This is a genomic window from Acidobacteriota bacterium, from assembly GCA_016184105.1.
GTDB lineage: Bacteria > Acidobacteriota > Vicinamibacteria > Vicinamibacterales > 2-12-FULL-66-21 > JACPDI01.
The window spans coordinates 1-22,024 of record JACPDI010000030.1 but is presented as its reverse complement, the minus strand read 5'-3'; the positions used below and the strand labels follow the sequence as shown (position 1 = coordinate 22,024).

Genomic DNA, 22,024 nt, shown 5'->3' with positions numbered 1-22,024 from the left:
GCCGCCGCCGCAACGTCTCGGGAGGCAGGTTCGTCGCGATATCCAGGTGCGCGACCTGCGCTAACGCGTGCACGCCCGCGTCGGTCCGCCCGGAGCCGTACAGCTCGAACGTCTTTCGCCCCGTGACCTCGCGAACCGCGCGATCGATTTCCCCTTGAACGGTCTTCGCGTTCTTCTGGATCTGCCAGCCGCTGTAGCGGGTGCCCGCGTACTCGAGTGTCAGTTTGAATCGCGGCATGGCGTCCGGCCGTCGGCCTCAATATCCCATCTCGCGTTTTATCCCGCGCACCACCCGCTCCAACTCGTCGACGAGCGGATGCCCGCCCGCGTCGCGAAACGCGCGGACGAGGGCATCGTAGTACCAGATGATATCGTCGGGCGGCGCTTTGAAGCGGGCCCACACCTTGTCGCCGTGCGTGCGCAGGTCGCGGAGGATCGCGTAGGCGTTGTGGACCTTGTCGGCAGCCGAGACCAGCAGCGTGTCGCGATCGAGCGTCCTGGCGTGCTCGACGTACCGCTCCTTCCGCTCCATCCACGGCTCCTTCTGCCCCTGCCAGCTGTCGGTGCATCCTTCGACGATGTGCGCGACACGAGCGCCGAAGCGCGCGCGGATGTCGTCCAGCCGCGCGCGCCCGCCCTGGTCCTCTGCCGCATCGTGCAGCAGCGCCGCAATTGCCGCGTCCTCATCGCCGCCCGCCTCCAGGACGAACGACGCAACGGCGAGCAGGTGCGCGAGGTAGGGCACGTCGGTCCCTTTCCGCGCCTGGCTCCCGTGTGCCTCCGCCGCATACCGCGCCGCGTCGATAAACCGCTCAGACAGCCGTATCACCCTGCCCCCTGCCCGCGACCCATCCTGTCACACCCCCTTCTTATAGTCGCTGTGGGAGGAGAAAACCCATGGCTTTGGTATTTGCCCGAAAGACCTCGTCCACCCGCAACTCCCGCGCGACGAGGGCGGCGGCCCGCCGGTCGGCGGCGCAGGGCTGCCTCTGGGATCCCACCGTCGTCGGGCGCTCGTTCGCGCAGTCGGCGATGACGTTCCGGTCCGGCGAGGGGGTGTTGCGCGAGCGCCTGAGAGAGCTCGAGCTGCGCCGACGCCGCGCCCAGATCAAGGCGCGACACGTGGTGGACGGGCCCGAGGCGGCGCCGGGCGCGGAGGCCCGTCCCGCGGCGCTGCCATTCGCGAGCTGACTCGTTCGTCCGGATTGCGCGTGCCTACCGGCCGGTGGCCGCAGCGCTGGCGATCGTGCCCACCGTGCCGAGCGGTGCACGGCCGTTGACGTGGGTGTAGTGGTAAGTCATGTGGAACGTCGCCCTGCCCGCGAAACGGATGTTCGCGGTCGAGTCGACGTCGACCGGAACGCACGCGCCGCTGATCCGGCGGTAGTGCCTCGTGATGTCCACCCGTTTGACCCAGAACGACGGGTTCGACACCGCGCGGCCTTCCACGCGGACCAGGCCGGCATCCTGCGGGGCGAAGAACATCGCGCCGTCGAGCATCAATTTCCCTTTGCGGCGCGGCTTCATCAGGATCTTGACCAGCCCCTCCGGCTGCTGGTCCGCCGCGACGAACAGATAGTTGTCCGGCGTCAGGGTGCTGCGCTGCGCTTCGCCGCTCTCGAACGCGTGCCGTTCGTTCTCGAGGTACTTGCGCAGGACCTGCCCGAGCACCTTTTCGGATCCCCCTTCCGCGGTGATCTCGTAGCGGAAGGCGCCGTTCTCGATCTCGGTCCACGCCTCCAGCCATCCCGCCCGGCCGAGACCGGCGGCCTCGAGGCGGCGGAACGCGCGATAGGAGGTGACCGGCTGAGCGGTTCCCTGGTCGAGGTAGCGCTGGACCACCGGCTCGAGGCGTACGGCATCCGCATCGCTGTGTAGCGCGGGCGTCGCGGTGAGCACCGCGAGGGCCATGATCCCGAGCGAAATGCGGGGTGCCGAGCTCACGGCCCCTGCAGATGCAATCAGCACTCCAGTCGCAAGCTCGACAGCGGAGGCCCCTGCCGCGCTATGATCGGGTCATGGCCGACACCGGTAGTCCAAAGTCCGCTTATGAGCTTGCCATGGAGCGTCTCCGAAAAAAGGACGCGGAACAGGGCATCGTCGAAAAGCCGCTCACCGACGCGCAGAAAGCGGAGATCGCCGAAATCCGCCAGGTCTACGAGGCGCGCCTCGCGCAGGTCGAGGTGATGCACCGATCGGCGATGAACACCACGCTCGACCCGGAAGCGCTCGCCACGATCGATCAGGAATACCAGCGCGATCGCGAGCGGCTGACGTCGGAGCGCGACAGCAAGATCGAGAAGATCCGCAACGCGATCTAGCGAGCCGCCCGCGCCATCTTCAACTCCGCGCGCTCCGTATCCGCCTTCGCGCAGACCTCCCTCAGCATCTTGTTGAACGCCGCAGCGGCCGCTGTATCCCCTGCGGCCGCGGCCGCGCGGGCCGCGCCGGCGATGGCGCGGTACCGGTTTGGCTCGCGCTCGAGCGTCCTGGTGAACTCCGCCTGCGCGTCTTTCGCGCGGCCGGTCTCGAGCAGCATCTCGGCGAGCATCTCGCGCGCCGGCGCGATCGGCCCCGGCGTGACGGCGGCCTTGTCGGTCGCATCCTCGGCCTCGGCGGCCGCCCCGAGCGTCGCGATCCCCTCGTCGCGGCGTCCGGACGCGAAGGCCACCCAGCCCTCCGCTCCTTTCCGCTGGATCTCCACCTGCCCGGACCAGTACGCGTCGCCCGCCTTCGACAATGCGTCGCGCAGTGTGGCGAGCCGCTCCACGTCCGGCGCCGCCGCCGCCGGGTTGCCGCTGCGCGCGGCGCCGATCGCGCGCGCGAAGTGCGTGATCGCGTCGGCGTACGCCGTCGGAGACGGATCGACCGGCAGCGCCGCGGCCTCGGCCCACGCGCCGCGCTCGAGCGCGTAACGCGCCGGCATCGCCGCCCGCGCGTAATACCCCGCGCTCGCCGGCGCCGCGCCGGTGACCGCGTCGGGCGAGAGCTTCGCCGCCACGGCCGGCACGCGCCCGAGGACGCCCTTCGCCGCCGCGTCCTGCGACGTCTGCAGGTAGGCGTACATCTGGTAGTCCATCGCGTGGAGCGCCTCGGAGTAGCTCGCGATCTTCATCGCGGTGTCCGCCGACGCGATGTTGGTGTCGATCGAGTCCTGCCAGTAGCCGACGCGCGTGAAGGTGTGCGACGGCATGTGCAGCGCGTGCGGCGCCGAGGGTGCGATCTTCGCGTAGCGGCGCGCGGCGGCGAGCGCGCGCGGCGCCAGCGGCGGATGATCGTAGGCGTGGATGATGTAGTGCGCGAGCCCGGGGTGGTCCGGGTACTTCGCGAACAGCGGTTCGAGCAGCGACGTCGCCTTGAGCTGCGCCGCGTACGTCTTGTCGGTCGGCAGCGCCGTCTGGTTCACGGCGAGCGCGTGGAAGATGGTCGCCTCCATGTCGTCGGGGTGCGCGCGCGCGACCCCCTCCATCGCCTGCGCGTACGCCAGCACGCGATCGCGCTGCGGCCTCGTGTCCGCCTCGCGGAACAGCTCCGCGGCGGCGTCAATGTACGCGCGCTCGCGCGGCGCCGGCGATCCCCTCACCGTTGCCGCCTCCACCGCCGCGCGCCCGTCCCGCAGCAGCTTGCCCCCCTTGACGCCCGGCGCGAACGGGTTCCCCCAGTACGCGAGCGCCTTCCCCCAGTGCGCCATCGCGCACGACGGGTCGGCCGCGAGCACCTTGTCGAAGCCGTCGATCGCATCGCGGAACTCGAACGAGTGGAGCAGCGCCATCGCCCGGTTGAACGCGCCGCGCGCCGCCGGCCGGCACGACGTCTGGAAGTCGACCGAGCCGAGCGTCTCGCCCGGCGTCGCGGTGTGGTGTTCGTGCTGTGCGTGCGCCAGGGCAGGCGCCGCCATGAGCGCCAGCGCCAGACACACTGGCACCGCGCTGAAACGCAACCTCAGCATTGCCCCCTCCCCCTTGAGAGGGCGAATTATACGTCATGGGGCGCCAGGAATCGCGCCGCCGCCCGCCTCCGCCCTCGCCTCGCGCCAGCCGCCGCGCGGCTCCCAGATGCGAACGCGGCGCGGCTCGTGGCGGTCCGGGCAGCGCAGCAGATCGTGGTCGATTGCCCGCGACAGTTCCAGCCGGCGGTGCAGGTGCCAGTACCCGTCGCTCATGGTCACCAGCGAAGGCGCAAGCGAGCCGTCCAGCGTGTAGATCGCGTTCATCCCCGGCTCGTGCCACTCCGTCGTGGTGACCGTCATCGACGAGTTGCTCACCGTCAGGCCGATCGCCATGTTGTACGGAACACGGCTGAGGCGGTTCAGCTCGGAACGCGGAAGGACGATGTATTTCAGCGGAGCGCCGGCGGGGCAGTTGCGGCAGGCGAACGCGGAGCCGGGGGTCTGCGGTGAGGTGGCGGGCCGGCTCGGATCGATGACGGCCACGCTGGCGCCCGCGTGCTCGTTGTTCACGCCCGCGGCCACGATCGCGCCGCGCCCCTCGTACGGCCACAGGCCGAGCGCGTTGATGCTGCCCGACTGAACGAACCGCACCGACGCCGTGCCGTGCGCGTCGATCTTCACCACCGCGCCGGGCCACCAGATCGAATGGGCGAGCGCCACCCAGACGCCGGCCGCAGGGCCGGCCTGCGCCACGAGCACGTCGCGAATCGGCCACGGGCCGGTGAACGATTCCTCGCCGAACCGCAACGTGATCGACGGCGTGTAGCGCCACTCCTCGCGCCCCTCGGCCGTCACGCAGATCAACTGCTCCTGCGCCGTGCGATCCGGCCTCGAGACGACGATGAGCGCCTCGGCGTCGCCGTCGCCGTCGATATCGCCGCGCTGGACCGGCTGCAGGTTGGGGCGCCAGTCGATCGCGGGCTCTTGGACGGCCTCCGCGAAGTCGATCGACCACGCCACCCGCCCCTCATCCGTGATCCCCTGGAGCGTCGTCCCCTCGAGGCGAAAGCGCGCCGCGGCGGGGTGGCCCGCGCCAACGGCGGGCGCGCGCATCCACGCGGCGATCCCGGCGAGCAGCACGATGGCAACTGCCGCGACGCCGGCCACGAGGAACCAGAGAGGGGAAATCCGGCGCGGCGCGGGAGGGATCCCGGCCGTCGCGCGGCGCCCGCCGAGCTCGTCGCGCTCGAACATCCACTCGTCGATCTCGGATCGGCGCGCGAACACGATCTGTCCGGCGGGGGTTTTGATGCGGTGGATCGGGAGGCCGAGCTCTTCCTCCCAGCGCTGAGCCGCGCGCACGCTCTTGCCGATGTACGCGGCAATTTCCTTCCAGCCGTTCAACTGGTCCGGAAACATGAAGACCACCGGATTGTACTGCGTCCTTTCGCGCGCCGGCGTGTTTGTAGGACAAACACCTACAACGCGCAGCGAGCGGACGAGGCTTACGACGGCCGTGAGAAGGGCAGCCGCGGCATTGTCACCTGGTACATGCGCGGCATCGCGGACCCTTCGAAGTCCATCCGCGGCGCGTACTTCTCGCGCGCTTCCTCGAGTTCCTCGAGGATTTCTTCCGCCAGCTCGCGTGGCGCGACGACGCGCGCAAAGGGGCCGAAGCTGAGGATCCAGCTTCTGAGCGCCGGGTCGATGCAGACATCAAGCGCGACCAGGACCGAGCCGTCGGGCCGTTCGTTCACCCGCTGCGAGGGGTGCCACTCGCGCTCGTTGACGTACGCCGACACCTGGCGGTCGAACTCAATCTCGATCCGCCTCGCTTCTCCCGTGTGTACGCCGAGCGAGTTCTTGAACGGCTTGTCGGTCAGCGTGCGCGAGGCGGCCTCGAATCGCTCCCCGGTTTCCGCGTACGTGCGGATGCGCTCGACGGCGAACGTGCGCGGCTGCCCGTACTCCGGGACGTACGCGATCAGGTAGATCCCGCCCTGCGCGTAGGCGAGCCGCAGCGGCTCGATGAGGTATTCCTTCACCCGCCGGCTTGAAAACGAGTGATACGACATCCGCACCCGCTTGCGGTTGAGCGAAGTGTCGATGATGCGCGGCATGATCTCCTGCAGGCGCCGCTCGTCGCGCCGCTTGCGCGGTTCCGCCTTGGCCTGCAGCACCGCCGGCAGCGCGTCGAGGAACTTGCGGACGCCGTCGGGCAGCGTTGACTCCATCTTCGTCATCGCGCTGGCGAGGTCGTCGCGGAACGGCAGCGCCGCCAGCGCGTCGAGCATCGATCGGCTCATGTACAGCGCGCACACTTCCGGCAGCCCCAGGCCGATCTGCTCCAGCCGTTTGAACGGCTTCGTGTTGAACTTGTAGAGCGCCGTCCCGTTGTCGCGGTCGCAGTAGATCGGGAACCCCGCGCGCTCGAGCGCGTCGAGGTCCCGGCGGATCGTGCGCTGGTGGACGGTCAGTTTTCCCGCCAGCCGCCGCACGGAGACTCCCGTCGGCGTGACGTCGATCGCCTGCAGGATCCTCCACTGCCGAATCAGCTCGGAGTTCCTCACGCCGCGGATCTTACTACGCGATTTCCGTGACCACCCCTGTCACCAGCCCCTCGTACGGTAGTCGCATGACGCCTCTTGCGGATGCCGTCTCCCGCGTGACGCTCGGACTCGACCTCACCGTGCAGAACGTCACGATGTTCCCGTCCCGTCTCGTGCGTGGAGGCGGGGCGCTGGCACGCGCGGGCGTCCGCACCGCGCCGCCAGTCCGGGCTGCGGGTCGCCGCCGAGCAGTGTGTCTCGGCGCTCCGCATCGCCACCGGCAAGGCCATGCCGGCGCCGGGCCTCGGCGTCGACGTCCGCATCAAGGCGCCGGGTCTGTCCGCCGCAGCGCTCGCCCACGACGACCGCCTCGTCCATCTTTCCGCGTTTGCCGGCTGACTCACACCAAGGAGACGTAACCTGTGAGGAAACAACTGACACTGACCTGCGTGGCAACAGTCCTTCTCTTCGCCTCGGGCTGCGGGGGTTCGAGCGGCGGCGCCAGCACCGCGCCGGCGCCGTCGGTGACATCCCTCAGCATCACCACGCCCGACAACGCGTCCATGTTCGCGATCGGGCAGGCGTTCACGTTCACCGCGGCCGCGACCATGTCGAACGGGGCGACGCAGCCGGTCTCCGGCACGTGGGGCTCCGACGCGCCGGCGGTGGCGACCGCGAGCGGCAACGGCGACGTCCGCTTTGTCGGGGCTGGCGAGGTCACCGTGTTCGTCGATTACGCGGGCGTGCGCGGCACGAAACGGGTGCGCGGCATCCCGAATTTCCAGGGGACGTGGGTCGGAAGCTATCTCATCGCCGGGTGCGAGCACTCGGGCGCGTTTGCGGGCGTGGACTTCTGCCGTGAGTTCCCGAACAACCGGGTGCTTCCCCTGAGCTTCGTGTTCACGCAGACGAACGACTCGGTGAGCGGCACGGCATCGCTGGGCACGTTGCGATCAAACCAGGCGAGCGGCCCGATCGCGATGGATGGGACGCTGGCGCTCCCGGCGACCTACCAGGACGGCACGTTCACGCTGACTGAATCGTGGGTGCTGCAGTCGCGCGAGCCGGGCAGGATCGCCGGCCGCGTGCTGGTGATCTGGCGCGCCGCCGGCGCGAGCGGCGAAGGGCGCACGGCCGGCGAGCTGTTCAACGTGAACCGGACGTCCACCATTTCCGTGGCTCCGCCGGCCCCCGGCGCGGCGCCGCGCACGATCGACGACCTCGTTCGGGCCGTCAGGCAGCCTCGATCGTGACCTGGAGCGTCCGGGCCCCGGAACCTGCTATGCTCTCCCCCTTTCAGCAGGGGGGCAGGATGCCGAAGTTCGTGATCGAGCGGGCGATCAGCGGCGTGGGCTCGCTGGGGGACGACCAGTTCCTGGGCATCGCGCAGACATCGTGCGGCGTGCTGCGCGAGATGGGGCCCGGGATCCAGTGGGTCCAGAGTTTCGTGACCGACAACAAGATCTACTGCATCTACAACGCGCCGGACGAAGCGGCGGTGCGCGAGCACGCCAAGCGCGGCGGGTTTCCCGCCGACTCGGTGGCGCGCGTCCGCCGGATCATCGATCCGACGACGGCGGAAAGTTAGGAAGCGGTTGTTCCGGCGGCGGCGCGTGTCGCGGAAGCGACGGGCCGCCGGCCGGAGCGCTCAGCGGCGGCGCGGCCGCCTTCGCCGCCGCAGATCGGCGTCGAGCTCGTCGATTTGTGTCTGCATCAGGCGGTGCTCGGCGTCGTTGCGGGTCTCGAGGCGGGTGACACGCGAGTCGACGGCCTGCCATGCTTCGGCATACTGGATTAGATCGGCCCTGATCGCCTCGCCGATCGCCCGCATCTGTCCCCCGAGTTCGTCGAAGCGGCGGTCGACATCTTCGAAGCGCCGGTCGACATCCTCGAAGCGCCGATCGACAGCGTCGAAGTGGCGCTCGACCGAGTCGAAGCGGCGATCGAACCGCTCGGACAACTCCGCCACGATCTTCGCCAGGCCTGCAACGGTCATTCGCTTCCCGCCGCCATTATCGGCGCGGCTCATGGCACGTCAAGCCGGCGTCTGCCGGTGTTCGCCGCACGGCCCGGCGTGCCGGCCGGGCTCTGCGCGCCGGGATCTACGGCAGCGTGCGGGCGCGCAGCTCCTCGGTGCCGGGGCCGATCGCGCAGGCGTCGCCGCGTGAAAGGCGTCGCCGCACCTTCGCGACGATCCTGTATGCCGCGTCCCGCAGCGGGCCGGGGATCAGCAGGAGCGCGTTCATCAGGCGCCACGGCCCGCCGAGCGCGGCCGCCGCGCGGATCACCGCGCCGGACCGTATATAGATGTCGTCCGGCGCGACCAGGATGAGGCTGTCGACGGCGTTGAGGTCTGGGTGTTGGGCGAGCACGGCGCGCCCGTACTCCGCGGCGCGCGTGCTGAAGCGGAGGCGCTCGCGCCGATCGAGCCGCGCGAGCAGCCGCACGGAGCGCTGGCAGAAGGCGCAGTCGACGTCGTAGATGAGGACCAGCGGCACGGCCAGATCACATTGTACAGCCCCAGCTTCGGCAGTCCGACCTAGTCGGCCGTGCCGCCGGTAATTCCGTAACGCTTGCGTTTAAGGAAGAGTCCCTTGCGCGATATGCCAAGAAGGCGCGCCGCCTCGTCCACCCGGCCTCCGGTGGCTTCGAGCGCGTTAATGATCATGGTCCGCTCGAGCGACGAAACCGCCTGCGGAAGGTGCTGACGCACAGGGAAGCGAGAAGCAGCAGGGGCCGATGATCTGAAATCTCGTCCGGCGTAGTTGCCGATGATTCTCTGTGACAGCGTGACGGGAAGAATAAGGGAGTCCGGCTCAGCCAACGCGGCTACTCTTCGCATTTCGTTCGATAATTCACGGATGTTGCCCGGCCAGTTGTAGGCGAGGAGTCGTTCCAAAGTACTCGACGCCAATTTAAGGTGACCTTTCCGAAATTCCTCTGCGTGAGCCACTAGAAAGAGCTGCGCCAGCCGCGGTATTTCTTCCGCACGTGTTCGTAGCGGAGGGATCTCCAGTTGAACCGTGTTGAGCCGATAAAACAAATCTTCTCTAAATTGATGCTGTTGAATCCGAGCGGAGATGTCGGCGTTCGTTGCAGCAATCACCCGCACGTCAACTTTGACTGGTTTTGGTTCGCCGAGAGGATGAACCTCCCTGGACTCCAGGAACCTCAGCAACTTCGGTTGGAGATCAATAGGCAATTCGCCGACTTCATCGAGAAAAAGCGTCCCAGTTTCAGCGCTGCGGATGACTCCAGGAAATGCCTCTCCGGCGCCGGTGAACGCACCCTTTCGATACCCGAATAGTTGACTCTCTAGCATTTCACGAGGCACCGCGCTGCAATTAAACGGAACGAATGGACCCTTCGCCCTACCAGAATCATCATGAATCAACCTTGCGAGGACTTCCTTGCCGACGCCAGTCTCACCCGTCAGCAACACGGTCACATCAAGCGGTGCCACACGACGTGCGGTTGCAATCACCGTTGTCATCACAGGAGACTCGAAAGCTGCTGGCGATTCCACGTGGAGCGTTGGCCCTAACCACGAACTCTCGGGCAAGTTTGATCGTCTAGTTCCTTGCAGCAACCGCAAGAGCAGTTCCCTGATGCTGCTGATAACGTAGTGCGCCTCAAAGTCGTTGGCGGGTGTTATTTCCAGCGCTATGGCGGGAGCAATCTCGATCCGTTGCGTCCGCCGGTTCGAGGGTCCGATTGCAGGCGGTGAAGTCAACGGATAACTCTTGACAATTTCGTCGTGCCCTCCAGCACTCGAAACGATTGCGGCCGCGTCGATTGACCTCGAAGTGGCGAGGAAGTCCAAGGCAGCTTCGGCGAATGCCAACGGAGTGTCCGCGGACTCCAACAACGGCCAAAGCAGTGACACTTGATATTCAGTTTGCGCGGCATCGTTGGTATCGGGAGCTACCCTTCTGAGCCGTTCTTTGGTCCATCGGACTTCCGCGGAAGCGACTTGGTCCCCCATGGCCCGAGCCAATCGTTCCGATAATGCGAGTGCCTCATTCGCTTGACGAATGTTGCCGTTGGCACTGTGCAATGTCGATCGAACGCGGTTCCGCTCAACCCTCAGGTTGTTTGACGTCACATTCATCGCGAGAGCACACATAAAGCGCTGTGCTCCCTCCGCAATCTCGCCCCTCATCGCAAGCGCTTCTGCTGCGGCGTAATGAAAGACAGCAGTCGAATTATCGTCGCCCCGAGCAACGGACAAGACACATCCTGCGTCAGCCTCGTGTAAAGCTTCATTCCACAAACCGCGCGTTCGATGCAACCGAGTTCTCGTAACAATCGTTGCCAGTTCGTACCACGAGTCTCTTAAGGGCGGGTGTAAGGAAATGAGAGCGGCGACTTGAGCAAGAGCGTGTGCTGCACGATCACTATGGCCTCTTAACAACCAGAGCTGTGCCAATGAATCGAGCGTTGCCAGCTGTAGGACGGGCAGGTCCCGTCCTAGATCTTTGGCATTGACTAAGTGCTCTTCTGCCGCTTCGAACTGGCCTCGGTACATATACACGCAGCCTAGATTGGCAGCGGCTGCTGCTTGTGACCATAGGTCTCCCGACGTTTGCGCATGTGTGCCCGCTTCCAGCGCGTGCACTACGGCATCGTCCAAGTCTGAGCACAGAAACGCCGTACAAGAGCGACTCAGTGCCAAAGCCGCGGCCTGCCAATAGTTTGGCTCTCGCCTTAAGTGCTCCGCGGCCAAATTTTCGTGTGCACTGGCTGCACTCAAGCGGCCTTGCGTAGCCTCGAACTTTGCTGCGTTGATGTGATATGCCGTCAGTGCGAGATCCGCTCCGAGTGACAGAGCATCATCGCGGGTTTCCTCTGCAATCCTTCGTGTGCGCTCGTCGCAGGAGATGTCTGCGCGATGCGCGAACATCCTGATTCGCGCAGCGCATGCGACAGCGCGATCCGAGCAGGAGATAGCAAGCTCAATCGCCTTTTGGAAATCTGCCTCGGACTCTGACAGTTGTCCCCTGTAACCGTTCAGTTCTCCGCGGACTACCAAAGCGCTGGCACGTACGCGATCTGGACCGCTCTCCAGGATTCGAGCTAGAAGGGCATCCAGCGCGCCCCAATCGCCGACGCGCAGCAGCGCTTCTGCAAGGAGAAGGGCGTGCTTGGAAGAGCCCGGCACAGACTTCCGAAGCAGTTCTAAGCCGACCTTGAACCGTCCGGCTTTCAGAGCTGCTTCAGCTGACGAAGCGTCATTGCCGTGCATAGATCCTGTTAATCAGCTAACCGAGGGATGTGGCTGGACTGATGTGGCGAAGATCGCTGAAAGCCCGGTGAACTAGGGCGCGGACGTCGTCGGTCGTCCCCGTGGCGGTGGCGACGCCGATTCTTACAAGAATGCGATGAAGAGGCCGAATTTCAGACGCCATTCGCTGCGCCATAGCCTGTGCTCCCGCCTGCGGGGTAGCTGACAGAATAATCACGAACCTTGTCCGACTTTGCTCGAACAAGACATCGCCGCCGCGAAGATGGGTTCTTAGAGCGGTCAATATCTGCGCGGAGCTTTCGCTACCGCTTGCATCTATGTCAACAGCAATCACCGAAATCGGAGTCGTCTCGCTCATCGGAATGCGCCGGATAAGTTCTGCCAAACCGTGAGGCTCACGTCTTGATCCGCGAAACGCACGCCGGGCGGTGCAAATGCGGTGAGTACGCCAAGCAGCTCATCCCCATTTAAGATTGGCAAGGCAGTGCATTTCGTGGAAGCGACAGACTGTCCTGTTGACTCGAGTTCGAGTCTGGAATCTGAATTGACTACAGCAGTGCGGTTAGCAGCGACCCAACCGGTAACTCGCTCTCCGATTGCGAGCTTCTCCTTAAGAAAAAGATGGGACCTCTCGCCGATGGCACTGACGACGATCAGATCTCCGCCCAGTTTGCTATATTCATAAAAAACAAGGTCGTCCAAACCGGTTACATCTCGTGCTGATCTCAAGAGTTGATCGATGGTGATGACAGCGGAGGAAACAGATCCACGATCGTAGGTCGGCTGCGCGATCGACGAACTTGGACTGGGCACCGCCGACTGTGCAATTTCGAAGAACAAGTGCTTCGCAGCCTCTTCTTCCGCCCGTACGGTCGCAGCGAGCTTTGGGTAAGCGGTGATGAAAGTATCGATTATCAGTGGGTCGTACATAACTCCACGTCGTTCCCGCAGCGTACGCAGTGCTTCGTCGTCGGTGAGTCTGCGACGGTAAGGTCTGTCTGATGTGAGAGCGTCAAAGCAGTCCACAACCGACAATACACGCGCGCCTATAGGTATCTCTGTTCCTTTGAGGCCGTCGGGATAGCCGCTGCCGTCCCAGTTCTCGTGATGGTGGCGGACGATAGGCACCACGGGATAAGGGAATTCTATGGACGAAAGGATTTCCGCACCGATACTGGCGTGTCGCTTCATGCGGCTGAACTCAGCGGTGCTCAATGGACCAGGCTTGTTCAAGATGTAGTCCGGCACGGCAAGTTTGCCCATGTCGTGTAGCAGGGCCGCAGCTTCTATTGCCTTGATTTGCGTTTCGTCTGATACGCCTAACTCTCGTGCCAACCCGATGGCATACATCTGAACGCGCCGGATATGCCCGTGAGTAATCTGATCCTTGGCGTCGATAGCCATCGCTAGGGTTTCGATTGTGGACATGTACAGCTGATTTAGTTGTACAAGGTGCCGATTGGTATCTTCAGCGCGTCCCATCGCCGTGGCGAAGGTCAAATACGAAACCAGTAGAAGTGGAACGATGATTGCCAGCTGGGAAAATTCGAGATTACGTGTATAGCTAACTAGGAGGGCCGCTACCGAGGCGCCACCAAAGTAATTTAGGGAAATCCACGCGAAATTCTCTCGCCAGATGCGAAACGCCGAAACACCTCGCTCAAGGGCAATGGCGACCGCGATAATCGAGCTGTTTAAAAGGAAGTATGAAAGTGTGAAACACAGAAGCGGCAGAAGCAGGGCGCCGATCGGTTGTGTTTCAGAGTGCCTGACCAGCGGTTGAATTCCCGCCATCAGAAAGAAGATCTGACTGCCGACCCAGATGGCGACCGGAAGCGCGAAGACGTTGAAGAAAATCTTATACAGCGGATTCTGATGCCTGAGCGACCACAGTGAAATCACCAAAGCATCGAGAGCGACGATTAGGGTTCCTGCCGCGGGGCCGAACAGCAGGACGGATGTGAATACGAACGTCTCCGAAACAGAGATAGTGGCCGGCAACGCTGGCAATTTCAGCGTTGCGGACCCGCTCACAAGTGTGAGTACAGCGAGAATGAACCATCCCGGCCCAATCGGTCGCGCGAAGAGTGAATAGATCGAATGCGCGATCGTCAAACTGCCGGCCGCGATGAGGGCCAGTATGTAAATACGCGCAGCTGCGGGCAGTGTCCGCCACATTTTGGAGGAAGCCCGCGCCCGTTGCGGCTACGAGCCCCAGGCGATTATACGCATCACAAGTCTCCTTTTCTCAACCGAATGCCGTAACGCTTCCCACAGCCCACTTGCCTAAATAATGGTATTGGTCCAGACGATCGTGTTCGTCCAAACGGTCGTGTTCGTCCAAACGATCGTGTTCGTCCAGACGATCGTGTTCGTCCAGACGATCGTGTTCGTCCAGACGATCGTTTCTGCCTGCGAAGTGTCAAATGCAGCTTGCATTAGGTCGACGCCCGAGGCAGCCGTCATCGGTGCCCACCGGAGCGTCGTCCAGGACAGGCTACGTTCCGCCTGCATGACATCACGGAGGCCGAACGTGAACCCAGATGGGACAATTTTGCTGCCAGCGATGTAACCGACCGCCACGTCGTCCGCCGGAACCTCGCGCGCGATCACTCCGACAGCCGCCAGCTCATTCAGGCTCCCCGCCCCTCCCCCGATAATCCCCGCCTCCGGCAGGAAGCTCGCCGAAATCTGCAGCGCGATCCGCACGTCCAGCGGCGTCATCGCGGGGTTTGCTTCGAGCAGCGTCGCCACCGCACCCGCCGCCACCGCGCTCGACATGCTCGTGCCCGACAGCGTCAAATACAGGCCGTCCGTCCGGCGATCCGGGTAGTCCTGCCACAACGTCGAGCCCGCGGCCCCGGCCGACACGATCCGGCTCCCGGGCGCCACCAGCTCCGGCTTCAAAATCCCGTCAATGGTCGGCCCGCGCGAGCTCCAGTCCGGCACGAAATCGTCGCTCCGCTGCGGCGTCCCGTTGGTGTTCACCGCACCCACGGTCAGCGCCCACGGGCTCGTCCCCGGCGAGGTGATCGCGCCCACCACCCGCGTCCCGTCCTCGAGCTTCCCCATGTTCCCCGCGGCCGCCACCACCACGATCCCCGCCGACACGGCCCGATCCACCGCCTGGCACAACGGATCGTCCACGTACGACTCGAACGCCGGATGCCCCAGGCTGAGGTTGATCACCCGGATGGCGTAGCGATCCTTGTGCTCGATCGCCCAATCGATGGCGTCGATGACGTCGCTCGTGTACCCCTGCCCGTTCCCGTCCAGCACCCGCAGGTTCACCAGCGCCGCCCCCGGCGCCATGGCGGACACCGACCCCGCCACGTGCGTGCCGTGGCCGTACGCGTCCGCCGCGCTCCCGCTCTGCCGATCCCCCACGAAATCCGCGCTCGCCACCACGCGATCCTTCAGGCCCGGGTGGTTGGCGATGCCCGAGTCGATGACCGCCACGGTGACGCCGTCCCCCGTATACCGCGCCCCCAGCACCCCCGCCTGCACCTGGTCCGCCCCGGTCGAGATCACGGTCGTCCCGTTCATTCTCCGGACGATGGCGTCGTTGCTGGCGTGCTCGAAGGAGGCGTCGGCCGCCAGATCGGCCAGCGACGCGGCGCTCAGCTCGACGACCGCGCCACGCTTCAGCGTCCGGACGACGCGCCCGCCATGACGTACGGCAATCGCCTCGGCATCCGCACCCTGCGCGTCCACGATCACGCGGGCGGTGCCGGTGCCCGCGGCGGCCAGCGCCTCGAGATCCTTCGAGAACTTCGGGCGCTCGCCGGCGAAGGCGGCGCTTGCGGCACCGGCCACAACCGCCGCCGCGACGATCGCGACGCCGGCACACCGGAAGAAGCTGCTGAGGCGGGGAGTTGGCAGTTCAGCGTTCATGACGAGGGCCCCTGGAAAACCGACACGTATACGTGCACCTGTAGCTCGGAAACCTGCCTCGTGCATTGGCACGGTCCGTACCGGAAATGCCGCGCTTGAAGCGGGACGGCCGCGCGGCGTGCAGCGGACGCACTCGAACGGACAGCGTGCGTCAGCGTGTTTGCCGCGAGAGGCGATCGCGGCTACGATCCCCCACGCGCGGCACGCGCGCGTCGCGCCGGCACACGGTTAAGTAGTTGGCTCGGTGGGGGCTTGCGGCGCGCCGTAACGCGGGGCGCGCAAAAAACCGAGAAAACAGACGGGTTTTCGGCGGCCAAGAATTTGGCCGGAGAGACAAGCGGTGGGTAGGAAAAATCGCGGTTGGTTGTTTGCCCTCGGCGCCGCGGCGCTCGCAGTCGCGCTCGCCTTCGCGCTGAGATTCCTATCGGTCCCCGGACGGCAGGACTCGAGCCCCCCGCCCCCTGGCGCAACCGCGCCCCGGCGCGGCGGCGAGCTGGTGGTGGCGATCCGCAGCGATCCCCCCACCTTCAACCGCTACGCGAACGCGCAGCTCGCCGACAACACCGTGGAGGCGATCACCCACCTGCTCCACGCAAAGCTCGCGCGGATAGACCGCCAGACCGGCGAGCTGGTGCCGTGGCTCGCCGAGCGCTGGACCGAATCGGCCGACCACCTCACCTACACCGTCACGCTCCGCGACGGCGTGAAGTGGTCCGACGGCCACCCCTTCACCGCAGACGACGTGCGGTTCTCGTTTGAGGCGGCCTACGATGCGCGGCTGAACAGCTCGCTGCGCTCCTCGATGCTCGTGCGGGGAAAGCCGCTCGCCGTCTCCGCGCCCGACGCGCGCACGGTGGTCCTCGCCTTCCCGTCTCCCTTCGGCCCGGGGCTGCGCATCCTGGACAACATGGTCATCTTCCCCAGGCACAGGCTCGAGGCCTCGCTCCGCGCGGGGACGATGGGGGAGGCGTGGGGGCCGTCGGCCAACCCGGCGGAGATCGCCGGCCTCGGGCCGTTCCGGCTCGTGTCGTACACGCCGGCCGAGCGGATCGTCTTCGAGAGAAACCCGCACTATTTCAGGCACGTCGCACGTGGCACGTCGCACGTCGCACGTGACGCGTCGCACGTCGCACGTGACGCGCTGCCGTACCTCGATCGGCTGACGCTGGTCGTCGTGCGCGACCAGAGCACCGAGGTGCTGCGGCTGCTCGGGGGGCAGGTGGACATCAGCGCGCGCGAGATCCGGCCGGAAGACTACGCCACGCTGCGGCGCGAAGAGAGCCAGGGGCGCGTGGCGCTGGCCGACGCGGGCACGGGGCTCGATCCGAACATGCTCTGGTTCAACCTGTCTCCGCCGGCGTTTCGCGGCGACCCGCGCAAGCCATGGCTGCAGAGCGAAACCTTCCGCAAGGCGATCTCGCACGCCGTGGACCGCAAGGCGCTCGTGGACCAGGTGTATCTCGGCGCCGGCGTGCCGATCGACGGGCCGGTGACGCCGGGCAACAAGGAGTGGTACGTCGAGGATCTCCCGCGCTACGAGCTGGACCGGTCGCGCGCGCGCGAGCTGCTCGCGGGGCTCGGTCTCACGGACCGAAACGGCGACGGCATGCTCGAGGACGCCGCCGGCCGCGCCGTGCGCTTCTCGATCCTCACCCAGCAGCAGGACACGATCCGCATGCGCACCGCGTCGGTGCTGCAGGAGCAGCTCCGCCAGTCGGGCATCGCGGTCGATGTGGTGGGCGTCGACCCGGGGTCGATCGTGCAGCGCTGGGCGGCGTCCGACTACGACGCGATCTACTTCGGCGTGGAGGCCAGCTCGCACGACCCGGCGAACAACCTGGATTTCTGGCTCAGCTCGGGGAGCTTCCACGTGTGGAACGCCGGGCAGAAGTCGCCGGCGACGGAGTGGGAAGCGCGCATCGACGCGCTCATCGAGCAGCAGATCTCGACGACCGACGGGGAGGAGCGGCGGCGGCTGTACGCCGAGGTGCAGCGGATCTTCGCCGAGCACCTGCCGATTCTCTATTTTGCCGCCCCGCGCCTCATCGTCGCGATGACGCCGAGGGTGGCCAACGCGCGCCCGGCGCCGCTCAAGCCGCTGGTGCTCTGGTCGGCCGACACGCTCGCCGTGAAGTAGACGTGAGCCGCTTCCTCCTCCGCCGCCTCTTCTTCGCGCTGCTGCTCGTCATCGGCGTGGCGTCGGCCTCGTTTGCGCTGGTGCACCTCGCGCCCGGGGATTTCTACACGCAGTTCGGGCCGGAGGCTGACGAGTCCGCGGCGCGCGCCGGGCGCGCGGCGGCGGGGCTCGATCGCCCCTTCGCGCGGCAGTACGCGGACTGGCTTTCGCGCGCCGCGCGGCTGGACTTCGGGCAGTCGCTCAAGTTCCGGCGCCCGGTGTCCGATCTGCTGGGCGAGCGCGCGCGCAACACCGCGGTGCTGGCGGCGGCGGCGCTGCTGCTCGCGACCGCCGTCGGCGTGCCGCTCGGCGTGTACACCGGCACGCGGCGCGGCGGGCTGCTGCGCCACGCCGTGCGCGCCCTCTCGATGCTGCTGCTCGCCGTGCCGCCGCTCGTGGGCGCGCTGGCGCTCACCGCGCTTTTCGCGCGCGCGGGGTGGCTCGCGCCGGGGGGCGCGTCGGCCGCCAACCTCGTCGTCCCCGCGCTCGCGCTGGCGCTGCCGCTCGCGGCGATCGTCGAGCGCATGCAGTCGCAGGCGATGCGCGACGTGCTGGGCGAGCCGTACCTTCGCGCCGCGCTCGCCCGCGGCGTTCCGCCGCGCCTGGTGATCTGGCGGCACGCGCTGCGCGCGGCGCTCGCGCCGCTCGCCGGCGTCTACGGCATCATCGCCGGCTCGCTCCTCAGCGGCTCGTTCGTCGTCGAGATCGTGACGGACTGGCCGGGCCTCGGCGTGCTGATGGCCGACGGCCTCCGCTCGCGCGACATCTTCCTCGTCGCCGGCTGCGCCGCCGCGGTCTCCGTGCTCCTCGCGATCGCAATCCTGCTGTCGGACCTGCTGCACCTGTGGCTCGACCCGAGGGTGAGGGAATCATGAGCGGGCGTCCTGTTGCCCTGATCGGCGCCGCCATCCTCGTCCTCGCGGCGCTCGGCGCCGTGTTCGCGCCTGCGCTCACGTGGCACGATCCTCACGAGCAGTTCGCCGGGTACCCGTACGCGCCGCCGATGCGCCCGCACCTGTTCGACGATCGGTGGACGCCGCACCGGCCGTTCGTCTATCCGCTCCACCTCGCCGATCGCCTCGAGCGCCGCTACATCGAGGACCGCACGCGCCTGATCCCGCTCGGCGCCTCGAGCCGTGAGCCTGTCTTTCTCCTGGGCACCGACGCGCTCGGGCGCGACGTGTGGTCGCGGCTGCTTCACGGCGCGCGCGCGTCGCTCGGCATCGCGCTCGCCGCCACGCTGGGCGCGCTGCTCGTCGGCACGCTGGCGGGCGCGATCGCGGGCTATGCCGGCGGGCTGGCAGACGAGGCCGCGATGCGCCTGGCGGATCTCGTGCTCGTGCTGCCGGCGATTTACGTCGTGCTCGCGCTGCGCGCGGTGATGCCGCTCGTGCTCGCGCCCGCCGAGGTGTTCGCCGGCCTCTCGCTCGTGCTCGCGCTCGCCGGCTGGCCGCTCGTCGCGCGCGGCGTGCGCGCGATCGTCGCCGCCGAGCGCCGCAGCCAGTACGCGGAGGCGGCGCGCGCCGCCGGCGCGACCCCCGCGCGCGTGATCGTGCGGCACGTACTGCCCGCCGCGCGCGGCTTCATCGCCACGCAGGCCGCGCTGCTCGTGCCCGCCTTCGTCCTCGCCGAAGCGACGCTGTCGTACGTGGGGTTCGGCTTCGCCGAGCCGGTCCCGAGCTGGGGGACGATGCTGCAGGAGGCGGGCAGCGGAAGGGCGTTCGGCGAGTTCCCGTGGCTGCTCGCGCCGGCGATCGCGATTGCGATAGTGTCATTGGCCGTAAGCATAGCAGTGTCAGGCACTTACGACCGAAGACGTCATGTTCAATTCTGAGATCGATGCTCCAGGATGGAACACCCCTGTTCCGCCCAATAGATACACGATGTTTGTAGGAATTTGACTGACAAGCCGCGTTTGCGGTGATCAATTTCAGCACACAGTCGCGCGCACACCACGCACACTGGTCACCTGACCGAATACCACTAAGCTATTTGACTGCATAAAGTTAATAGCTTATGTGCGGATACGGTCCAGGCTGGCCAGCCCCTTGCTCATGCACGGCCCGAATGACTCCCCGCAGTTGTGTCTCCACGCTGGCCGCAGTGGCGATGGTGACGCTCATGGCGTCGCCGGCTTTTGCCGGTCCCCGCAAAGACAAGCTCGACCTGGCGCTGCGCCAGGCAGTGAAGCAAGGCGCGACGGACAACCAGCGCGTGATCATCTCGGTGAACCCGGGCATGCGTCCGCTGCTGCGCGCCGCGCTCAAGAAGCACGGCGACACCGTGGTTGTCGAGCATCCGTCGATTGAGGCGCTGACCGCGGACGTGCACGGCCAGGACATCCTCGCGCTTGAAAAGGATCCGGCCGTCAAGGCCGTGTCGATCGATGCGACGGTCGTGGCCAGCGGGCGGAAGAAGGTGACCGCGGGGCGCGCGATCAACTACCGCGCGCTGAAATACTACAGCGGCCTGCGCGCGCAGCTGGGGCTCACCGGCAACACGCTGATCGGCAGCGGCGTCGGCGTCGCGGTCATCGATTCGGGCATCGCGCCCGTTCAGGATCTCCAGGGGCGCATCCGCCACTTCGTCGACTTCACCCGGACGAACACGCCGTTGCCCGTCGAGCCGTACGACGACTACGGTCACGGCACCTTCGTGGCGGGGCTGATCGGCGGAACCGGTGTGCAGTCCCGCTATCAGTACATGGGGGTCGCCCCCCTCGTGCACTTCGTCGGCCTCAAGGTGCTGGACCACCACGGCCAGGGGCGCGCCAGCAACGTGCTGGCGGCGATCGACTACGCGGTGGCCAACGCGGACCTGTTCGGCATCGACGTCATCAACCTCTCGCTCGGGCACCCGATTTACGCGCCGGCGGAGGACGACCCGCTGGTGCAGGCGGTCGAGCGCGCAGTGCGCCACGGCATCGTCGTGGTGACCTCGGCCGGCAATTTCGGGGAGAACCCGCAGAACCACCAGGCCGGCTACGCGGGCATCACGTCGCCCGGCAACGCGCCGTCGGCGATCACGGTGGGCGCGGTCCGCACGATGTCCACGCTCCCGCGTTCCGACGATCGGATTCCGGACTGGAGCTCGCGCGGGCCCTCGTGGTACGACGCCTACGCCAAGCCGGACATCGTCGCTCCCGGCGACCGCCTGATTTCGGACTGCCTCGCGGGCCAGACGATCGCGACCTCGTTCCCCTCGCTGCGCGTTCCGGGGCGCAACGACCGGTGCTACATCGCGCTGAGCGGCACGAGCGTGTCGGCGGCCGTCGCCTCTGGCGCCGTGGCCATCGTGATCGACCAGGTCCGCCAGGCGAACGCGCACGGCCCCGAGATCACGCCGAACGCCGTGAAGGCGATCCTCCAGTACACGGCCATTCCCGTTTCGCGCGCCAACGGCCGGCTGTACGACGGGCTGACGCAGGGCACCGGCGGCCTCAATCTCGACGGAGCCGTGACGGTTGCCCAGTTGATCGACACGTCGATGCCGCTGAACTCGACGTGGGTCGCCGCCGTGCCCGAGCCGGTGTCGGAGCTGGGCGGCGAGCAGTACGCCTGGGCGCAGAACATCGTCTGGGGCGGCAACCGCGTGACCGACGACAACGTGCTCTACGTGAACACGCTCGCGTGGGCCGCGAACATCGTGTGGGGCGGGGCGCTCGACGGCGACAACATCGTCTGGGGCACGCTCGGCGACGGCGACAACATCGTGTGGGGCACCGCCGGCGACTGGGGCGACAACATCGTGTGGGGCACCGGGCTGCTGACCACCGCTGACGGCGACAACATCGTCTGGGGCACGGGCGCAACGCCACGGAAGCGGAAATAACGAAGCTCATGGAACGCATGCCTGCCCAGGCTGAACTCGTGAGCGCGCGCCAGCCGGCCGTCACGGCCGACTGGCGGAGCGCGTTGCCGACGCTCTGCGGCGCGCGGGTCACGCTGCGCGAGCTGCGGCGGTCGGATGCCGCGTCGCTGGTTGCGATGCTGGCCACCGAGGAGGTCGCGCGCTTCATCACGCCGCCGCCGACCACGGTGGAGGGCTTCGAGCGGTTCATCGAGTGGACGCACGTGCAGCGCTCGCAGGGAGCCTACGCGTGCTTCGCGGTCGTGCCGGAAGGCATGGAGACCGCCATCGGGATCTTCCAGGTACGGCAGCTGGAACCGTCATTCGCGACCGCAGAGTGGGGCTTCGCGATCGGCTCGCCGTTCTGGGGGACGGGCGTGTTCGCGGACGGCGCGGCGCTGGTCGTGAACTTCGCCTTCGAG

General features: G+C 66.7%; 22 protein-coding genes. 10 read left to right on the top strand and 12 right to left on the bottom strand.

Going from position 1 to position 22,024, the window contains the following annotated elements; all coding sequences use genetic code 11:
• The coding region (locus tag HYU53_11485; GenBank protein ID MBI2221813.1) for a tRNA pseudouridine(38-40) synthase TruA at positions 1 to 238 on the bottom strand (238 nt) is incomplete at its 3' end.
• An 18-nt stretch (positions 239 to 256) separates the two neighbouring features.
• Entirely contained in the window at positions 257 to 826 is a 570-nt protein-coding gene (locus HYU53_11480; protein ID MBI2221812.1) for an HD domain-containing protein, read from the bottom strand.
• A gap of 71 nt (positions 827 to 897) precedes the next feature.
• Here HYU53_11480 and HYU53_11475 point away from each other — a divergent pair, with 71 nt between their 5' ends.
• Positions 898 to 1,191: a hypothetical protein gene (locus tag HYU53_11475; GenBank protein ID MBI2221811.1), complete on the top strand. Its 294-nt coding sequence runs from the start codon at positions 898 to 900 to the stop codon at positions 1,189 to 1,191.
• 24 nt (positions 1,192 to 1,215) lie between these two features.
• Here HYU53_11475 and HYU53_11470 read toward each other — a convergent pair whose 3' ends face one another.
• Positions 1,216 to 1,944 carry a hypothetical protein gene (locus HYU53_11470; protein ID MBI2221810.1) on the bottom strand — a complete coding sequence of 243 codons (729 nt, stop codon included), beginning with the start codon at positions 1,942 to 1,944 and terminating at the stop codon, positions 1,216 to 1,218.
• 116 nt (positions 1,945 to 2,060) lie between these two features.
• Here HYU53_11470 and HYU53_11465 point away from each other — a divergent pair, with 116 nt between their 5' ends.
• Positions 2,061 to 2,321, top strand: a complete 261-nt coding sequence (locus HYU53_11465) for a hypothetical protein (GenBank protein MBI2221809.1) — start codon at positions 2,061 to 2,063, stop codon at positions 2,319 to 2,321.
• Here the strand turns inward: HYU53_11465 and HYU53_11460 are convergent.
• The 3 genes from HYU53_11460 to HYU53_11450 all read right to left on the bottom strand — a co-directional run bounded on the left by HYU53_11460 (position 2,318) and on the right by HYU53_11450 (position 6,459).
• Entirely contained in the window at positions 2,318 to 3,949 is a 1,632-nt protein-coding gene (locus HYU53_11460) for a hypothetical protein (protein ID MBI2221808.1), read from the bottom strand. The genes HYU53_11465 and HYU53_11460 overlap by 4 nt on opposite strands.
• Before the next feature lie 33 nt (positions 3,950 to 3,982).
• Positions 3,983 to 5,317: a hypothetical protein gene (locus tag HYU53_11455; GenBank protein MBI2221807.1), complete on the bottom strand. Its 1,335-nt coding sequence runs from the start codon at positions 5,315 to 5,317 to the stop codon at positions 3,983 to 3,985.
• Positions 5,318 to 5,394: 77 nt separating this feature from the next.
• Positions 5,395 to 6,459, bottom strand: coding sequence for a transcriptional regulator (locus HYU53_11450; protein ID MBI2221806.1), 1,065 nt, complete (start codon positions 6,457 to 6,459; stop codon positions 5,395 to 5,397).
• A gap of 156 nt (positions 6,460 to 6,615) precedes the next feature.
• On the opposite strand from HYU53_11450, the gene HYU53_11445 reads away from it, so the two are divergent.
• The 3 genes from HYU53_11445 to HYU53_11435 are packed head-to-tail and all read left to right on the top strand — an operon-like array spanning position 6,616 to position 8,026.
• Positions 6,616 to 6,837 (top strand): hypothetical protein, encoded by a 222-nt coding sequence (locus HYU53_11445; protein MBI2221805.1) that lies wholly within the window; start codon positions 6,616 to 6,618, stop codon positions 6,835 to 6,837.
• A 50-nt stretch (positions 6,838 to 6,887) separates the two neighbouring features.
• Complete coding sequence (locus HYU53_11440) at positions 6,888 to 7,691, top strand: Ig-like domain-containing protein (GenBank protein ID MBI2221804.1); 804 nt, start codon at positions 6,888 to 6,890, stop codon at positions 7,689 to 7,691.
• Positions 7,692 to 7,750: 59 nt separating this feature from the next.
• Positions 7,751 to 8,026: a DUF4242 domain-containing protein gene (locus HYU53_11435; GenBank protein ID MBI2221803.1), complete on the top strand. Its 276-nt coding sequence runs from the start codon at positions 7,751 to 7,753 to the stop codon at positions 8,024 to 8,026.
• 60 nt (positions 8,027 to 8,086) lie between these two features.
• On the opposite strand, the gene HYU53_11430 is transcribed toward HYU53_11435, so the two are convergent.
• The 6 genes from HYU53_11430 to HYU53_11405 form a co-directional block, all read right to left on the bottom strand.
• Positions 8,087 to 8,467, bottom strand: coding sequence for a hypothetical protein (locus HYU53_11430; GenBank protein MBI2221802.1), 381 nt, complete (start codon positions 8,465 to 8,467; stop codon positions 8,087 to 8,089).
• A 73-nt stretch (positions 8,468 to 8,540) separates the two neighbouring features.
• On the bottom strand, positions 8,541 to 8,936 hold the full coding sequence (locus HYU53_11425) for a DUF393 domain-containing protein (GenBank protein MBI2221801.1): 396 nt from the start codon (positions 8,934 to 8,936) through the stop codon (positions 8,541 to 8,543).
• A 41-nt stretch (positions 8,937 to 8,977) separates the two neighbouring features.
• Entirely contained in the window at positions 8,978 to 11,683 is a 2,706-nt protein-coding gene (locus HYU53_11420) for a sigma-54-dependent Fis family transcriptional regulator (protein MBI2221800.1), read from the bottom strand.
• Between the two features lie 16 nt (positions 11,684 to 11,699).
• Positions 11,700 to 12,041, bottom strand: a complete 342-nt coding sequence (locus tag HYU53_11415) for a diguanylate cyclase (GenBank protein MBI2221799.1) — start codon at positions 12,039 to 12,041, stop codon at positions 11,700 to 11,702.
• Complete coding sequence (locus tag HYU53_11410; protein ID MBI2221798.1) at positions 12,038 to 13,717, bottom strand: HD domain-containing protein; 1,680 nt, start codon at positions 13,715 to 13,717, stop codon at positions 12,038 to 12,040. Before HYU53_11410 ends, HYU53_11415 begins: the two co-directional genes overlap by 4 nt.
• Before the next feature lie 252 nt (positions 13,718 to 13,969).
• Positions 13,970 to 15,577, bottom strand: a complete 1,608-nt coding sequence (locus HYU53_11405; protein ID MBI2221797.1) for a S8 family peptidase — start codon at positions 15,575 to 15,577, stop codon at positions 13,970 to 13,972.
• 340 nt (positions 15,578 to 15,917) lie between these two features.
• On the opposite strand from HYU53_11405, the gene HYU53_11400 reads away from it, so the two are divergent.
• The 5 genes from HYU53_11400 to HYU53_11380 form a co-directional block, all read left to right on the top strand.
• Complete coding sequence (locus HYU53_11400) at positions 15,918 to 17,714, top strand: ABC transporter substrate-binding protein (GenBank protein MBI2221796.1); 1,797 nt, start codon at positions 15,918 to 15,920, stop codon at positions 17,712 to 17,714.
• A 2-nt stretch (positions 17,715 to 17,716) separates the two neighbouring features.
• Positions 17,717 to 18,628, top strand: coding sequence for an ABC transporter permease (locus HYU53_11395; GenBank protein MBI2221795.1), 912 nt, complete (start codon positions 17,717 to 17,719; stop codon positions 18,626 to 18,628).
• Positions 18,625 to 19,587: an ABC transporter permease gene (locus HYU53_11390; protein MBI2221794.1), complete on the top strand. Its 963-nt coding sequence runs from the start codon at positions 18,625 to 18,627 to the stop codon at positions 19,585 to 19,587. Before HYU53_11395 ends, HYU53_11390 begins: the two co-directional genes overlap by 4 nt.
• A gap of 233 nt (positions 19,588 to 19,820) precedes the next feature.
• On the top strand, positions 19,821 to 21,584 hold the full coding sequence (locus HYU53_11385; GenBank protein MBI2221793.1) for a S8 family serine peptidase: 1,764 nt from the start codon (positions 19,821 to 19,823) through the stop codon (positions 21,582 to 21,584).
• A gap of 38 nt (positions 21,585 to 21,622) precedes the next feature.
• Positions 21,623 to 22,024: GNAT family N-acetyltransferase (locus HYU53_11380; protein MBI2221792.1), on the top strand; the 402-nt coding region annotated here is incomplete at its 3' end.

What these genes read in the sequence shown, in the direction of transcription:
- HYU53_11465 (MBI2221809.1), top strand. Translation starts at nt 2,061, where the DNA reads ATGGAGCGTCTCCGAAAAAAGGACGCGGAACAGGGCATCGTCGAAAAG.
- HYU53_11430 (MBI2221802.1), bottom strand. Translation starts at nt 8,467, where the DNA reads ATGAGCCGCGCCGATAATGGCGGCGGGAAGCGAATGACCGTTGCAGGC.
- HYU53_11435 (MBI2221803.1), top strand. Translation starts at nt 7,751, where the DNA reads ATGCCGAAGTTCGTGATCGAGCGGGCGATCAGCGGCGTGGGCTCGCTG.
- HYU53_11415 (MBI2221799.1), bottom strand. Translation starts at nt 12,041, where the DNA reads ATGAGCGAGACGACTCCGATTTCGGTGATTGCTGTTGACATAGATGCA.
- HYU53_11420 (MBI2221800.1), bottom strand. Translation starts at nt 11,683, where the DNA reads ATGCACGGCAATGACGCTTCGTCAGCTGAAGCAGCTCTGAAAGCCGGA.
- HYU53_11405 (MBI2221797.1), bottom strand. Translation starts at nt 15,577, where the DNA reads ATGAACGCTGAACTGCCAACTCCCCGCCTCAGCAGCTTCTTCCGGTGT.
- HYU53_11460 (MBI2221808.1), bottom strand. Translation starts at nt 3,949, where the DNA reads ATGCTGAGGTTGCGTTTCAGCGCGGTGCCAGTGTGTCTGGCGCTGGCG.
- HYU53_11390 (MBI2221794.1), top strand. Translation starts at nt 18,625, where the DNA reads ATGAGCGGGCGTCCTGTTGCCCTGATCGGCGCCGCCATCCTCGTCCTC.
- HYU53_11385 (MBI2221793.1), top strand. Translation starts at nt 19,821, where the DNA reads ATGACTCCCCGCAGTTGTGTCTCCACGCTGGCCGCAGTGGCGATGGTG.
- HYU53_11475 (MBI2221811.1), top strand. Translation starts at nt 898, where the DNA reads ATGGCTTTGGTATTTGCCCGAAAGACCTCGTCCACCCGCAACTCCCGC.